11 protein-coding genes are annotated in these 16,897 nt (G+C 61.0%); all 11 read left to right on the top strand.

Going from position 1 to position 16,897, the window contains the following annotated elements:
* Positions 1-63: 63 nt before the first annotated feature.
* Complete coding sequence (locus tag RM1_RS16275; protein ID WP_072752793.1) at positions 64-513, top strand: MarR family winged helix-turn-helix transcriptional regulator; 450 nt, start codon at positions 64-66, stop codon at positions 511-513.
* Between the two features lie 679 nt (positions 514-1,192).
* Entirely contained in the window at positions 1,193-3,337 is a 2,145-nt protein-coding gene (locus RM1_RS16270) for an aminotransferase class III-fold pyridoxal phosphate-dependent enzyme (protein ID WP_072752792.1), read from the top strand.
* A gap of 44 nt (positions 3,338-3,381) precedes the next feature.
* Positions 3,382-7,773: a non-ribosomal peptide synthetase gene (locus RM1_RS16265; protein ID WP_083576771.1), complete on the top strand. Its 4,392-nt coding sequence runs from the start codon at positions 3,382-3,384 to the stop codon at positions 7,771-7,773.
* A 32-nt stretch (positions 7,774-7,805) separates the two neighbouring features.
* Complete coding sequence (locus RM1_RS16260; protein WP_072752790.1) at positions 7,806-8,741, top strand: NAD(P)/FAD-dependent oxidoreductase; 936 nt, start codon at positions 7,806-7,808, stop codon at positions 8,739-8,741.
* Positions 8,742-8,854: 113 nt separating this feature from the next.
* Entirely contained in the window at positions 8,855-10,249 is a 1,395-nt protein-coding gene (locus RM1_RS16255) for an MFS transporter (RefSeq protein WP_169922337.1), read from the top strand.
* Between the two features lie 2 nt (positions 10,250-10,251).
* Positions 10,252-11,271 carry an MBL fold metallo-hydrolase gene (locus RM1_RS16250; RefSeq protein ID WP_143069485.1) on the top strand — a complete coding sequence of 340 codons (1,020 nt, stop codon included), beginning with the start codon at positions 10,252-10,254 and terminating at the stop codon, positions 11,269-11,271.
* 72 nt (positions 11,272-11,343) lie between these two features.
* Positions 11,344-12,177, top strand: coding sequence for an alpha/beta fold hydrolase (locus RM1_RS16245; RefSeq protein WP_169922336.1), 834 nt, complete (start codon positions 11,344-11,346; stop codon positions 12,175-12,177).
* Positions 12,077-12,841 (top strand): nitroreductase/quinone reductase family protein, encoded by a 765-nt coding sequence (locus RM1_RS27185; RefSeq protein WP_083576769.1) that lies wholly within the window; start codon positions 12,077-12,079, stop codon positions 12,839-12,841. Before RM1_RS16245 ends, RM1_RS27185 begins: the two co-directional genes overlap by 101 nt.
* 554 nt (positions 12,842-13,395) lie before the next feature.
* Positions 13,396-14,022, top strand: a complete 627-nt coding sequence (locus RM1_RS16235; protein ID WP_245816385.1) for a helix-turn-helix domain-containing protein — start codon at positions 13,396-13,398, stop codon at positions 14,020-14,022.
* Positions 14,023-14,978: 956 nt separating this feature from the next.
* Positions 14,979-15,815: a hypothetical protein gene (locus RM1_RS16230; protein ID WP_245816383.1), complete on the top strand. Its 837-nt coding sequence runs from the start codon at positions 14,979-14,981 to the stop codon at positions 15,813-15,815.
* Positions 15,816-15,862: 47 nt separating this feature from the next.
* The gene (locus RM1_RS16225) at positions 15,863-16,744 is read left to right on the top strand and encodes a site-specific integrase (protein ID WP_245816382.1); all 882 of its coding nucleotides are present in this window, start codon (positions 15,863-15,865) and stop codon (positions 16,742-16,744) included.
* Positions 16,745-16,897 lie beyond the last annotated feature (153 nt).

The following is a 16,897-nucleotide window of genomic DNA, read 5'->3' as shown; positions in this document are numbered from 1 at the left end:
GCCCAGGCGCCTGCTCATCGATTACCAAGCAAATCCGAAGTCAATCGTGACTATAGTCAAAATATGGACGAAATGCTGGCCTCCTCACCCCGCACCGCTATGGACGAGGCATTTCTGATGAGTGCCCAGCTCAGCGACTTGATGGAGCGAGGCGTCAAAGAACTAGGGCTCACCTCGATTCGAGCGAGGATGCTGCACGCGATATTCCACTTGGGGCCGGTGCGCCAGCGTCAGATCAGCGACGCGATGGGCTGCAGTGCCCAGCAGGTTGCCGCCGTACTGGACGTACTAGGGCAAAAGGGGCTGATCGAGAGACATCCGGACCCGACCGATCGGCGCGCACATTTGGTATCCCTAACCGAAACGGGTACCGATCTCGCAGCCCAGATCGAATCGCATCGGACAACGGCCGCCGAGTGGCTGCTGAAGGACGTCTCGCCTGAAAACCTCGAAGCCTTCGTCTCTGTCACTCGACACATCCGGCGTCTCACTGTCCTACCGCCTTCGGTATAGGAGGCTGACGGCGAATCTGTGGCGGAGCCTGTAGTCCAAGTTCCTCCGGGCGTCATGAAGGACGAGGCCGACGGCTGCGAACGCTCCGAAAATCGCACCAGCTCGCGTAACGGCTGCCGCCATAGTGGCATCGATACCCGCGTCGGCAGGTCGAGGCGATGATCCGCGTGCTCTACCGACGCAGGGACTGTTCGAGTTCGTAGGGCGTGCCGAGCGAGAATAGACGACGGTAGTGGCGACCTGCCGGATGGAGAACTCGTCGACGCAATGTATCGCCCCCCGGTCTGATTGCCGCGATCGGCGCACGATCGGCCCGGGTAGCTTGGCAACGCCGCTGCTACACGAAGCGACCAACCTCGTGTCGCCCCTCGAAGGGTTCGGCCATGGGTGCGCATACCTGCTGCACTCGGTTGACGACCAGTTAGGCATGAAATCCGCTTGTACGGTGCGTCACCACCTCATTCTTCGGGTGGTGTCCACGACCGCACCCATCGCTCAGCCCTTGTGGTGCCGGGTGGCAATCACGGACGCGCCACGCAGCCGAGCTGCATCTTTCGCGGAACATCGAACGGCCGGCCTCCACGCTGTGCACACCCGTGCATCCCAGCGTTTGACAATCAACTTTATTGACAGTATCTATGTTCATTAGGGGAGAGTATTCAGGACAAGGGGGAGTCGAATGCTGTCTGATGAGCGCACACTCAGTAGGTACCGCAATGCGGGTGAACGGACCCGGGATGCGATCGCGGAGCGGACTGCCGACGGGCGGCTCAACATGCTGTTCGCTGGCGCGTCGGTAAGCGAGGAGGCCGCTCGCCTAGCTGTAGTCCTCGACCGCGCCGTGCGGCGGCCGGAAACCGACCCGCAGAGGCACTACTCGTTCTTTGCGAACTCGGCAGACGAGGCGACCTTCGGCGCGATAAAGCTATTGCGGCACAACGCAATCATCGCCGATGACTCTTCTTCGGGGCACGTCCTTGTCTTCGACGGGCGGAACCGCAGCGTCGACGACCCGATGCTGTGGTCACTCACCGCTTTCATAGACCTGCATCCGGGCGTCGACGTTGTACACACGGCCGACGATGCCCAACGAGCCATCGAATCGGCCGCCTACGTTGCAGTTGTTGTGGTGGAGGATTCCGCAGCCGACAAGTCATCGATTCGCGTGCGTGAAACCGCGGTGAATTCTGGAATCCTCGTGGCACTAGCCAGATTTCACCCGCTGCGCTCTCGCGACGACATCGGCGATCTGGGGCCGGTGCCAGACGTATACGTCTTTGGTGAGAATCTTGCCGACTATCAGGTTCCGTTCGGATGCATGGTGATGCCGGCATCGAGCTATCGCGTCTGGAACAACGTCACAGACAGCCTTGCCCATACCTCAACATTTGGCGGGAACGGAAACTGCCTTCACCTAGTCGAACACCACCTTCGGAACTTAGGTGCAATCGACGGTGACACCGAGAGCCTGCTGTGCGCAATCTCCGGCGATCGCAAGACCAGGAACACGTACTTCCGCCGGCACGTCAACCCCAGCGCGGGAGCAGGGCTTGAGATGTTCGGACAAGACCTCGACATCGTGGAGGCGAAGGGAATGCTCCTCACGCTACGCGACGGGAGCACCGTGTACGACTGCGCAGGTGGCACTGGAGCCAGCTTGCGTGGGCATAACCCTTCCAGCGTCGTCGCGGATATCCTCATGAGCCACGACAGCAACCACGACTACTTCGCCGATCTCGAACGCGCAATGCGAGAACAGGTCGGCGGTGTACGGCTCTTCCCGGCGGTGAGCGGTGCCACGGCCGTTGACAACGCTCTCTATCTTGCAGCTCTGGCCTCGCCAGGAAGAACGATCGTTACATTCAAAGGCAACTACTCGGGAAAGACCCTGCCTGCGATATCGCTCAGCAAGCATGGGCCGCAACGTTCCGCATCCCATCCTCAGGCTTTTGCTCCATACAACCGGAACGTTGTCTACATCGATGCCTTCGCAGACACCGCTCGAGAGCAGTTTGCTGAGACCCTCAACCAGTACGACGTCGGACTCGTGTGGTGCGAACTGATCCAAGGTATGCAGTGTCGACACCTACCCGAAGACCTGCTTCGGGACATTGTCGGCGGCCGAGAACACTACGGCTACCTGATCGGAATCGACGAAGTACTCACCGGGTACCACCGAGCGGGTAAGAACTTGCTCTACCAGGCCGACCTCGGGTTTCGTGCAGATCTCACGACCTTGGCCAAACCAATGAGCGATATGGTTCTCCCCTTCGGGCTGGCCATAGCATCCGATGACCTCGTTGATCGCGCAGCGGCGTCCAATCCAGCTGCCGTACAGCAGATTCGCGAGAACTACCTGAATCAACTCGGATGTCACATTGCAGTCGACTCGCTTCGTCATGTAACCGAATCCTCAAACAGTGGCCACATTGACTACTCGAAGTCCGTTGCGAAGCGTGCCTTCCAATCGGCTGCCTCCGCATCACCTGTGTTCTCTGGGATGGCTGGGACTGGATTGTTGCTTCGTCTCATTCCGAATCGCCGCTGGTTTCCCGAACCATCGACGAGCGCCCTGGGTCAGACTCTCGAAGCATCTCTACAGGACGTCATGCTGCGTCGTTCCAACGTCCTGCTCGCACAGCAACGCCTGTTCCCTCCTCTTGTGCCGCCTCAAGCCGAATACTTCGAGGCGATGTTCCGGATTGCCGAATCGTCGCGACAACTCACAGTGCTGGGTGTCTATACCAACGCCATCACTCGGATCGCCGCATCAGCACGTAGCCGGCTGGCCTACCAGCGCACCGTCCGCCGTGGCGCTCGCTGACAACAACTTCAAGACCATTCCGACGGAAGAAGCGACTACCTCCCATGACGAACATCAACGCGACGACGACAACTCGCGTAGGCGACCACCGAGTGTGGTTCCTCTCCCGCCTCGGGCAACAGACATCAGCGACCCACGCGATCGCCACAGCTACAGTTGCGCGAGCGATCGCCCCAGAGGTGATAACAGCGGCGATCGCTGAAGTCGAACACGACTTTGACGTTCTGCGTTCATACCTAGTGCTGATCGGAAACCGTCCTCAGATTGAGGCCGCCGACTCCGCCGGAAGTCCCAGCGCCAGCATTCTCCGTCCAGCTGGGAATAACGGCACATCATTCACAGAATCACTGTGGGCCGACGTCCATCAGCCTGGCGATCGCTTGACGAGATGGTCGATGGCGACAGTCGGCGATAGAACAATGATCGGTCTCACCGCAAGCCGGATGCTATGCGATGAGTTCGATTGTGCCCGTATCCTCGCAGCTCTGCTGGAGCGCCTTGGTTGCCACGTTGAGGTCCACGAACCTCACAGCATGGAAGTTCGCCAAGTTGCCCCCGACCTACGTGCAAGGCTGCTCGACCGACTCGCCGCCGCCGAGCCCCTTTCATTGCCGGCGCTCGTTGCCCGCCCACCGATCAAAGGGACGCAATGCACAGCGGTCCCGCTTCGAAATCCGATGGCGTTCACCCATCACCTTGACATCATCGGACAACGCTCCAACGCATCTCGCATCGACGCCGCAGCAACGATCCTTGCCGCCGTTCTCATGCGGCACTCAGGCATCAGGTCAACCGCAATTGGCGTGCCAGTCAAGTCCCCCCGCGATGGCAGAGAACAGCTCCTGCCGGTGCCGATCGAACTGAGTACCACGACATTCGACTCCGTTGTTAGCGAGACCAACTCGCTCCGAGGCTTCTACACCGAGCATCCCACAGACATGACACAGCTGATCGACCAACTCGCACCCGATCGTGACCCGTCACGTACACCGCTCTTCCAAGCAGCTCTCGCAGATACGTCTCCGTACCTCGGGATGGCGGACATCGACGGCATCGTTGCGAGCCGGGACTTCCGTTCCCCATACGACGTGGCGCTTGCGGGGCCGGCTACGGCGGTCCACCCGGGCGATGCCGCCCAACAGTGGAACTTCGTTTTCGATCCAAGCATCATCGACCGCCCGACCGCGACCGCCATAGCTACCCATATCGAGATGGTTGCCAAAAGCGCAGCAGCCGATGGCTCCGTCTCCACGCTCGAATGCCCAATGCTCGACGAGCGCGAGGTCACCGAGTTCGAGGATTGGAGCAGTGGTGGCCCTGCCGCTTGCGAGAACGAAACCCTCCATTCGCGTGCTATGACTCAGTTGACGCAGGACCCGTCCCGCACGGCGATCGTCGACCAGGGACAGCAGGTGACCTACGGCGAGCTGGGAGTTGCGGTCGACCGGATTCGTCGGGCGATCAGAGCACACCAGCCCGCGGAAGACAGCCTGGTCGCAGTTGTGCTTCCCAAGTACAGCAAGCAGATCGCCGCCGTCCTCGCTGTCAATGCAGAGGGCGCCGCGTACCTACCTCTCGATGCCCAGGTCCCCGACAGCCGCCTGCACTATCTCCTTGAGCGCGGCCGGACGACGCTCGTACTGACCAACGCCCAGACACGGCTTGCACACCAGTGGCCTGACGGCATCACTGTGATCGACATCGATAGCCGGGAAGACCCGATTCCTGATGACGCAGTGGCACTTGAGGCGATTGAGATCGACCCTGGTCGTAGCGCCTACGTGATTTTCACATCAGGATCAACTGGTCTCCCCAAGGGGGTTGAGATCGCCCACTCGAGTGCCGCAAACACGGTCGTCGACATATGCCGGCGCTTCGAGGTGAATCGATCTGACGCTGTTCTTGCGTTGTCCGCGTTGAACTTTGATCTATCGGTGTTCGACATCTTCGGAATTCTGGGCGTCGGTGGAACCGTGGTACTCCCAGACGAAGCGGAGTCGCGTGACCCCGCGCATTGGGCCCGGTTGGTCGAGAGCCAGGGAGTTACTGTTTGGAACAGTGTGCCGGCGCTGATGGAACTCGTTGTCGGCGAAGCCGAACGCCATGGGATCGACCTATCTAGCCTTCGCTTGGTCATGATGTCCGGCGACTGGATCCCGGTGACGTTGCCAGACCGAATCCGTGCACTTTGCCCGAACGCTCGGGTTGTCAGTATGGGTGGAGCTACCGAAGCGTCGATTTGGTCGATCGTCTACGACATTCACGGCGTTGACCCTCGGTGGGACTCGATCCCTTATGGCACACCGCTCGCCGGACAAGCCTTCCGTATCCTCGACGAGATCGGAAACCCTGTTCCCGTCAATGTTGCCGGCGAGTTGTACATCGGTGGAATCGGTGTGGCGCAGGGATACTGGCGTGACAAGGAGAAGACTGACGCGGCGTTCGTGACCTTGCGGGATGGCTCACGGTGGTACCGGACTGGCGATTACGGAAAGTACGGGCGAGACGGAATCATCAAGTTCCTCGGCCGCCGCGATACACAGGTCAAGGTCAACGGCTATCGGATCGAGCTGACCGAGATCGATCACAACCTTCGTGAGCATTCTTCCGTCCGTGATGCTCACTGTGACGTTCGTGCTGACGATGGAACTCGCCGGATCGTGGCATACGTTGTTCCTGGCGTCAACGACCTCGAGATCTCCGATTTGCGTGAGTTCCTCCGCGGTCGACTTCCCGCGTACATGGTTCCTAGCCGCTTTGTCGTCCTTGACTCCTTCCCGCTGACTACGAACGGAAAGATTGACAACAAGTCCCTGCCGGCGCCGGGGATCCAGGATTCCGGATCCGAGAGTCATAGCGCTGCAATGACTTCCACCGAGCACACGATTCACGACGTATGGTGCCGCGTACTGCAGCGCACGGCGATTTCGTTAGACGACGACTTCTTTGGGTCGGGCGGCGATTCGCTTGCCGCCCTGGATGTGGTGAGTAATCTCGGTATTGAGGGTTTGGCTGTCAGACCTCAGGACCTCTTCGACCACCCCACAGTCCGAAGTCTCGCCGCTGTCGCCCTCCCCGTAGAACGAAAGACGCGAAATGATCGGCAGATCATCCCAATGCCCGGCGACCATGTTCCGCTTACGCCGGTGCAGCGGTGGTTCTTCAGCCTCGAACTCAACGACCTTCATCATTTCAACCGGTCGGCATGGCTGCGTACCGACGAGCCGGTAGACACAGCACGGTTGAAGGACGCAATCGGTCTTCTTGTCCGTCGGCATGACGTCCTCAGATACGTGTATCGACATGAACCAAGCGGATGGCAACAGTCGATCGGGCACGCCGATCAGATCGATCTCGACAACGTACTCACGATCGCCGACTTGGGTGCCGACGAGGATGCCCTCGTGCGAGAGGTCCAGGCCTCGTACTCCCTCCACACGGCGCCGCTATTCCGTGTGGCAGTACTTCCTTCGCGGCACGGAACACGGCTGCTCGTCTCGGCACATCACCTCATCGTCGACGGCGTGGGAATCAATGTTCTCTGCGACGAACTCGACCGCGCATACATGGGGGAGATCACTGAAGAATCAGCACCAGGTAGTCCTTTTGCCGCGTGGGCTCACGAGTGCGCCGAGTACACGAACTTTGGCAACCCAACCTCCGAAGTGGAGTACTGGAATGCCCTGGCCGATCAGGAGACCCGCCCCACAGGTCACGCTTTGCCCGATGGTTCACGAGCCGCTGAGCTCACCGCGGCGCGCTACGAGTCGAACGATCCACTAGAAGAGGCCCTCACACGTTGTGCATCTGAGCAGCGCGTGACAGTACGCGATCTTCTCTTGGCCGCCAGCATCTCCGCGATTCACCGTTGGAAGGGCGAATCTCGAGTACAGATCGACATCGAGGGACACGGCCGACACGACCTTCGCGGGAATCTTGAGATCTCCCGGACTATCGGCTGGTTCAACGTCATCTATCCAATCGCGGTGCAAGCAGGCCGCGGCAACCAACTCAGTGTCCTGCGTCGAACACGACGAGCACTCGACCAGGTGCCTCAGCATGGCCTTGGGTACGGCCAGCTGAGATACCTGCACGAGCGCGGCCAGGCCATGACCTGGCGTGACTCCGATGTCGCGTTCAACTACCTCGGCCGGACTGCAGACAGCGGCACCACGCTCATCCGAGACTCGTCCGCCAACGTCAGTCATGAGCGCTCAATGGCCGATCACCAGCCTCATAACCTGGCCATCACACCATTCCTACACGGCAATGCCCTGGTTGTGGATTTCACCGCTCGCAGGTCCTACGCCGACGACACCGAACTGAAGCACCTTGCCGCCCATTTCAGTGATGAACTTGCGGCCCTTCTCATCCAGTCGACTAGTCAACGGCAGAACCCCGACGCTCTCGAATCATTCCGATCGGCACTGCGCTGAACCCTGCGCCCTACGGACAAGGAGAACAGAGAATGAACGTAGATGTCACCATCATTGGTGCGGGGCCCGCAGGGTTGAGCTGCGCGCTGACATTGGGCCGAACCGGCCGTACGGTTGCCCTGCTCGACACCGGAGCAGGGCGGAATCGCTTCGCCGAACGAGCTCATGGGTTCCTGACAAGAGACGGCGCACCGCCGAGTGATCTACGAGCCGCGGCCCACGTCGAGCTCGCGCAATACGCATCGGTCACCCGTATCGATCGCCCCGCCGTTTCAGCGTCGGGAACTCCAGGGGCATTTGTCGTCGACACAGCTGGTGTTCCGGCAACAATCAAATCGCGCCGAGTTGTTATTGCTCAGGGTGTCACAGATGTCCTCCTCAACGTCCCGGGATTCGCCGAGAACTGGGGAAGAACGGTCTTCGCCTGCCCGTACTGCCACGGTTGGGAAGTGCGGAACCGGAAACTGGTAATGCTGGGCTTGTCGCCGCTGGACTACTTCCACGCCGAATTGCTCACCCAATGGTCACCATCGGTCACCCTGATCGCCACCCCCAATTCGGGCGACTCCAGCCCTCACATGGATCTGCTCACGAAGGCTGGGGTGGAGGTCATACACGGAGAACCTGCCAGAATCGCGGCGGACGGAAGTACCTGCACCGCAGTGGAGCTTGTCGACGGACGCTCGGTGCCGGCCGAGGCCGTCGTAGTACATCCCCCAATCGACTACACCAGCGACATCGCGGACGACCTCGGGTGCGTACGGCTCGACGATGACGCCATCGAAGTGTCCGAACTCGGACAGACCTCCGTCGCCGGGGTGTATGCCTGCGGCGACATCGCCCGCCGCAGCAGCGCTCCCTCGGGGATGCACTTCATCGCTCGAGCGGTCTCAGACGGACTCAACGTCGGCGCAGTCCTGAACCAGGAACTGACCTTCAATGACATTCAGGCGAAGGCGGCGCCGTGAACCCGCATTCCCAGATGTCGGACCATCAAACGCAGAGCGAACCTCCCGTAACGTCGGACACTGCGTCACGAGGACCCATCCCCACAATCCTCGTCGGCGCAATCATCCTGTCCATGTTCATGGCTGTGTTGGACCAGACAATCGTCGGCACCGCACTTCCCAAGATTGCCGAGGACATCGACGGTGCACACGTCTATACCTGGGTCGTCACCTCCTACCTACTCACCTCCACGGTCTTCGTACCGATTTTCGGATCGCTCTCGGACAGATTCGGGCATAAGCGACTCTTGGTATTTGGCATCGTGGTGTTCGCCGGAGCATCGATCGCCTGTGGACTAGCCGGAGATGCGGCCGTCCTGGTTGCAGCGCGTGCCGTGCAAGGAGTTGGAGCTGCTGTCCTTGTGACAGTGCCTCTAGCCCTCATGCTCGACCGAGCACCAGCAGAGAAGGCAGTTCAGATCCAGAGTGCGTTCGGCGCGATCATTGCCGTCAGCCTCTTGATCGGCCCCTACCTCGGTGGCCTGCTTTCCGACCAGCTGAGCTGGCATTGGGTGTTCTTCATCAATGTTCCAATCGCCGTTCTGGTGCTGCTGATCGTCGTTCGAACACTGGACGAACAGCCACCTGAAGGTGATCGGACACGCCGAATCGACTGGCCGGGCTTCGTGGTGTTTTCGGCAAGCGTCTGCCTAATACTGATCGGACTCAGCAACAAGGGCGGCAGCGCGAGTTCTGTACCGCTGGCATGGCGTGACATGTCGGTATGGCCACTCATTGCAGCCGGCGTCATCGGGATCATGCTCTTTGTTGTTGTCGAACAACGTGCATCGAACCCCATCATTCCCGTCACCACGCTCAAGCGTGGTCGACTCGCGCCGACCCTCATCGCGTCATTTGCGGTCGCCTTCCTCATGTACCCGGCAGTCATCTTCATTCCGCGCTACTTTCAGACCGCTCTTGGAACCTCGGCCACCGAATCGGCGATCCGCACCTTTCCCCTGATGGTGGGTCTCGTCCTGGGCATGGTCGTACTCGGTGCGATCGTTAAGGTGACCGGTCAATATCGCTGGCCCCTTGTCGCATTCGGGATCATCGCCATAGGCGGCCTGGTCCTCCTGAGGGAGCTACCGAGCGAGGCAACACCGGCGATCTACGGCGGGCTAACCCTCCTGGGCATCGGAATCGGCCCGATGATCTCAGGGCTGATGATGGTCGCGCAGCACTCACTCGGCCCGAGCGACGTCGGGCTGGCCACTTCCGCAGTCACCTTCTTTCGTCAGATCGGCGGAACCGTGGCACTCGCATTCGCTGGCGGCATCTTCGCTGCCGGAGCTCAGCAGGCAAGCACCACCGGAGCAAGCACCCGCGACGCCACAGCTCCCGCCGTCTCCGACGTGATCATCCAACTTGGAGGAGTCGGCGCGATCGTGGTCATCGTGTGCGTGCTTGCACTCCCGTCTGTCGACCTCATCGACCGCAGCCATCACCCACTTCCAGAGGAGAAGTAACCGTGACTATTTCGACAGGAAACGACGGACTGCTCGGCGTGATCGATGTACCAGTAATGAGCCTCCCCATCAACGCAACGCGCGTCTATCTCATTGAAGGCGTGCACGGGCCCATTCTCATCGATGCCGGATGGGACGATGAAACCGCTTGGCAGGCTCTCTCGAGCGGCCTCGCATCACTCGGCCTGAACATCGGCAATACCGAGGGCATCATTCTCACGCACCACCATCCTGACCACTCCGGGCTGGCCGGCCGTATCCAGGAAGCGTCAGGTGCATGGATTGCCATGCACGAACTCGACGCCGACCTTATGGAAGGCATGCGCACAACTGAATCACACGACTCCCACCTGTCATGGGAACTGGACAACCTGGCATCTGCAGGAGCACCGCGCTCAGCGCTCGATTCATACAGCGACTGCGGAGGAAGCTACTCCATGGCGATACCCACAGCCGAGGTGGATCGACGCCTGCGGAATGGGGACACGATCGCAACCGCGGCAGGCGATCTCACTGCACTGTGGCTTCCCGGACACACCCACGGACATATGGGTGCATTGATGGAGAAGCAGCGGATGGTCTTCACCGGAGACCATGTTCTCTCGAGGACCAGCCCCCACGTCGGCGAGTTCGTATTCCCTGTCGACGAGCACCGTCTGCTCCATAGGTATCTCGAATCACTCAGCACTATTCGAGAGCTCGTGCGCGACGGCTACTCGCTACGTCCCGCGCACGAAGCAATCGAAATCAATTGGGATACAAGGATCGACGAAATCGTCGATCACCATCATCGGCGACTCGACAACCTGCGAGCAGTCATCACGGACGGTCATCCCAGGTCGCTGTGGCAAATCGCGGAGTCGATGACCTGGGCTACCCGATGGGAAGACATCCCCCCGCTCGGCTGGCAGCTCGCCCTGTCCGAATGCTCGGCGCACCTGACATACCTCATTGACATCGGCGAGGTCACAGCCAATACATCAGACGACGGCCCATCGACCTTCATCACTCGAAACAGCTGAGCCGCAAACACTCCAGATCTTGACCTGACGAAAGGCCAAACCATGCCCCTCGCCCGTGTGAATGAGATTGACATGTACTACAAGATCCACGGCGAGGCTGGTGATCCCGTCCTGCTGATTCCTGGCGCGGGTATGCCGGGCCTGGCATGGCTGCCCTATCAGGTGCCGGCACTACTCGAAGCCGGATTCCGGCCGATCATCGCGGACGCACGCGGCGTCGGCCGGTCACAATCAACACCCAATCCGTACACCTTGGATCTGCTCACCGACGACTTCGCCGCACTGATAGAAGAACTCGAACTTGGTCAAATGCATGTTGTCAGTCTGTCGCAGGGAACTTTCATCGCAGAGAACATGACCATCCGTCGACCGGACTTGTTGAAATCCGCGGTCATGATGGGCGGCGTGGGAGAAACAACGGCGATGACCCGAGTGTGGGCCGAAAGTTGGCGTGACCTACTGAAATTCGGGTCCGAGCTCCCGGACAGCATGTTCATCGCCGATGATCTCGCTCAGGGTCTCCCCAACACCATCCTGCGTGACGACGACGACGCTGTACGGAGCTGGCAGCGAATGGTCTCCTCACGCAAAGGACTCGCGACCCCCGGAATGCTAGGTCAGTACTCCGCATGCAATGAATGGATACTCGAACGCGACCATCATCAACACTGGTCGCAGGTAGGGGTCCCCGCTCTTGTGGTGGCGTTCGAACATGACCTTCGCTGGCCACCCCGCACAGGGCGCGCTGCCGCGGAGGCTATGCCGAACGGAGAGTTCAGGACCATCATCGGTGCCGGCCATACCAATGCAATCTTCGACCACCACGAAGACGTCAACGACGTCATCGTGGAATTCCTACTCCGGCACAGCCAACACGCAGTCGAAGCTTGCCCCGCTCACCACTAGCCACGGCTCTCCCTATGGAGAGGGTTGCAGCGTTTCGCGCTATGTCGCGATCAAGGTATCCCCATTCTGGCATCAACTCACACCCAACGGCGAAAGAATAATGGTGACCACTACCCCTCCCCAAAGCATGAAGCGACGTCTAGTCCTCCGAGTCAGCCGGGCACGATTATTTCCGCGGATCGCAAAATATATCGTCCGGCTGGATGAGTACATCACGCGCGGCGGAAATTACCAGAATTCGTTCGTTCGCAGGGCTGGAATGAAGCCAGTGATCCTATATATACCCGGACGCAAGACCGGGACTATACGTCCCATACGGCTCCTTTCCATCCGTACCGCTAAAGATGAATATGTGGTTGTTGGCTCGAACTGGGGAAAGCCGAACCACCCATTGTGGAGTACCAACCTACTCGAGGCAGTCGAAATCGATGCGATTGTGCGGGGAGAACAAAAGCGAGTTCAGGTGCACCACATAACCGGAGCTGAACGAGATGCCCTCTGGCCACGGCTGGTCGCTGAATGGCCCAACTTTGAAATATATCAGACTCGAGCAAATCGCGAACTCCGGGTCTTTATGCTGCAACTCCCGACACCGGACAATAATGTAGGAACACCTCGACCTGAATCTAGTCCCTTAGGTTCCCGTCCACATGTAGAGGCATAGCGGCCATCATCGTTATTCGGGCGGAGGCTGCTGCCGTCCTCGCAGTGCTATCTACTTTTGGTTGGCGCAAGCTTGGGAAAAGCAGATAGATCGGCCGCCAAGGTCCTGGGCCCGCGAATAGCGAGACCAATACTGGACGATTTGCAATCCTTGCTGCAATTGGCTCGAGGTAACTAATCGCGATTCCATTCCCTCGCGGCCACGGAATCATCCGGGGCGGCTTCAATCGACCGTAGACGCTGGGGGGTCGATCTACGCCTGATCGGTTTGGTGTCCAGCCGTGTGGGTGAAGGTCAATACGCCCATCTCTGAGTCTCTGCCGGTGGGACAATCGGCCAATTTCGGTTGCACTGGCGGCAGGCGAGGCGCACCTCAAGAGAGTCCGAGTGGTGGGCGTGGCATACAACTCGGCACCGCTGGCTCAGGACGAATGGTGCCGGTACTGCTCAGCCGCACTTTCTGTGCGGTACGGGGTTGGTTGGTGGCCTGTGTCCTCCCGCGCGGCTAGCGTGGAAGTGCATCCGAATCTCTATTGAAAGGGTCGGGTGGTCGTGATGGGCGAGATGGCGAACGGGACGGTGGAAGACCGCTATTTGCGCGGCGAGGTCGGCTTCGAGGACGCGTTGCGGGAGGTGACAGGTATCGACATCGATCGCGGCGACCTCGCCCAGATCCTCCGCGGCCTCGCCGGCCGCAGTCCTGGTAGTCCTGAGCTCTCCGACCACGACGCCGGCGTCCTCGCCAGCGCTGGGTTTGTCGAGGATCCGATCGCAGCCACCGGAGCCCGGGTGGAGGGCATCGCCCGAATGCAGGACCTGGTCCACAATTGCCTGTCAGTCGCCGAGGCGGCGGACCGACTCGGGGTCACCGCGGCCCGAATCCGTCAGCGCCTGTCCGACGGCACGTTGTGGGCATTCGGGGAGGGGCGCAGTCGACTTCTTCCGCCGGCCCAGTTCACGGCCTCTGGCGCGGTGCCTCATCTCGAGCGTATTGCGCCGCTGCTCGCGAAGAGCCTGCATCCGCTGACTGTGCAGGCCCTGCTCACCGAGCCGCAGCCGTCCCTACTGATCGAGGGCCAGCCGGTATCGATTGTGGCGTGGTTGACCGGTTGCGCCGGCACCGCGGCAGACATTGAACAGGCTGCGGACGTGATCATCGTGGCTGAGTGGGAATCTGCATAGCCGCGGTTGGTGGCAGCCGAGCTGCGTGGCTGATCCTCCATGTCACCGGAAGCCCCTGATCGATCCTTGGCGTGGACTGCAATCAGAAGCGTTGTACGAAGACACACCACAGAGGGCCTGGCCGATGTCGATGGATCGTGTCGATCCAGTGCGTCTTAGTCAGGTAGGCAACGAGTTTCGATCCGAGTACGGCTTGAAATTCGGCGATCATCCCGCGGGCGGTGGCGTCATGTGAGGGTGTGCGTCTGCCCATGACGCTTCGCTTCCGTGAGCGCGTTGCGCGATTGATGGCGGCATACCGGGCGCCGTCCCCAAATAGGCGCCCGATGTCGCCGAGCCATGTAACGTCGGGGGCCCTCCGCTGGCGTTACTGACCGCGCCGCCCCGTTGTGGCGGCACTTCGGGTGATCCGCTCGCAATATCTGCTGCGTCCCGCAGTTCCAATAATAGGCGTGCATCGCGCAGTTGGCGCGATGAGATTGGATGCGGCCGTGCCCTGAGCAGTCGTTTGTTCGTTCCGTGGTTCGTTCTTCTGAGGCGTTTCGCGATTCGGAATCGGGGACTAGCCTGGGTGTTACGCCACCTGAATTCCGTTGACTCGTTATGCGTCCGCGCATACCGAGTACCGAAGTGGGCCTTCGTCAGGGTGGTGGTCGCTATTCGCCTCTGATACCTCGAAGGACACCGAGTCGTATTCGGTGTCCTTGTGTATCGTCAGCCAGGATCCCGCGGGATCGCATGTGACTCATGAGGTTGTGACCACTCATGACAATACTCCTCTGCGCCCCAACGGCGCCAGAACCTTCACAGTGCACTACGCGTACCGATGGTCGCGGTGGTCAGTGATGGCCGCGTATCGGCGACGCTCCGATGACCCGGTCTCAATTGCGGCGTGTATCAGGTGTTTTGAACCACGATCGGTCGATCCGGAATCGTGGTCATTGGTGGGGCAGTGGGTGCGCGAGACAGTGACGCTGTCGGAGCCGACGCTGCACAGTCAGGCCGCGAACGCACTCAAGGTACTGACCCGATTGGCGGTGTGGGCGGTCGACGTCGGGTTGGTCCTTGACCGTGAGGTGGTGCTGACTCCGGAGGTGCTTGAGCGGTACCGGGTGACCGGGATGCGGGAGTTGGCCCCGACATCGCGGTCGGCGGAGATCTCGCGATTGCGGACGTTGGCGAGATCGGTGACGAAGCGGGCGCCGTGGCCCGGGCCGGACGAGCGCGGGTCGCGGCAGGGTTTGTCGCCGCCGTACACGTGCGAGCAGGTCGAGGCGTACTGGAAGGCGGCGGCATCGCAGAACGGACCGTTCCGCGTCCAGGCGATGACGGCGATTCTGACGCTGACTGTGGGTGCGGGTGCTCGTTCGGGTGAACTATTCGCCGTCGTGAGTTCGGACGTGGTCGATGTCGGTGGCGTGGTGGCCGTCAGGCTCGGCGGGGGCGCGGGCGCTGCGGGGCGGGTGGTTCCGGTGCGGGCCGGTTGGGTTGATCGGCTGGAGAAGGTCGCTGCTGGGGCGGGGGCGGGGCCGTTGGTGGCGTCACGTCGTACGGGCCGTGATCAGGCGGCAGCGCTGCTCGCGTCGTTCGAGTACCCCGCTGGGATGCCCCGCCTGATGGTGCCGCGTCTGCGGTCGACATGGCTGGCCGGGGTGCTGTCCGATTGCGGTGTCGCGGAGATCCTCTCGGCGGCAGGGGTCGTCAGCGGCAAGGCTTTCTCGGACCTGCTCCCGTATCTCCCAGTGCCGCAGGTCGGTTCGCTGAGCTGGTGCCGGCTGGGAGGGCAGCAGTGATGGCGCGTCGAACCCCGGAGGAAGTCATCGAGTTGTACACCCCCCACATGCCGGAACAGGAGTGGGAGGAGATCGGGCCGTTCGTGCGTGACATTGTCCGGCGAGGGTTCGCGGCGACGCAGGTCATCCAGGTGGCGGTGGACCGAATGGTAATGGTGACATCGCTGGTGCGGTGGGCGCTCGAACAGGGCCTGCCGCTCGACGTCGAGCAGATCTTCCACCCGGCGACGGTCAACCGATATGCCGTCACCGTCGCCGGGTTGTCCGAGTCGACGCGGTCTACACGTCGAGCCGCGCTGACGTCATTGTCGCGCCGGATCACCCGTGCCGCTCCGTGGGAGCCGCACCGCACGGTGCTGCACTATCCCTTTACGGTGAATCCGTATACGCCTGCGGAGGTGTCCCGTCTGCTGTGGTGGGCTCCGCGGCAGGCGACCGCGGTGCGCCGACGGGGGCTTGCTGCTGTGGTGGCGCTCGGTGCGGGTGCGGGCCTTCGCGGCACCGAGATGGTGTCGGTCAGGTCGTCGGACGTCCGGGAACGCGGCGACCACGTGATCGTCGCGGTGCGGGGTCCGAGCGCGAGGCAAGTCCCGGTACGTCCGGCATATGCCGATGCAGTGCTCGAAGCGGCAGAGAATGCACATGGTGGTCATGTGTTCCACGATCCATTCCCAGCGGTCAATACCCTTGGGAATGTACTGGAACGCTGTGAGGTCCCCGAGACACTGCGGCCGCTGACGTCCTCCCGGCTACGGTCGACGTGGGAGTGCGCGATGATCCAGGCCGTTCCGTTGCCCGTGTTCATGAAGATGTCAGGGCACACCGGAACCGGGAGGCTCGCCGGCATCTTGGGCGGAGTGCGACGGCGGACCCGACCGTGGTGGAGTGCAGCGGAATTGGACGCACTTGCGCAGGCGGTGCCGTGGTGACCAGGAAGAAGCACCCACCTCACCCCCGCAAACGTGATGGAAGGGCGGACGCTGGCAGGGTGCGGCGTCTGCACGAGGTGAGCACCGCCGTGCACCGCACCGAGCCCTGGCAATTCAAACGGGTCATGGCAGATGATCGACTTCTTGCGCCGC

The sequence above is a fragment of the Rhodococcus maanshanensis NBRC 100610 genome, assembly GCF_001894865.1.
In the GTDB taxonomy this organism is placed as follows: domain Bacteria; phylum Actinomycetota; class Actinomycetes; order Mycobacteriales; family Mycobacteriaceae; genus Rhodococcus_G; species Rhodococcus_G maanshanensis.
This window is presented reverse-complemented; position numbering and strand designations above follow the sequence as displayed.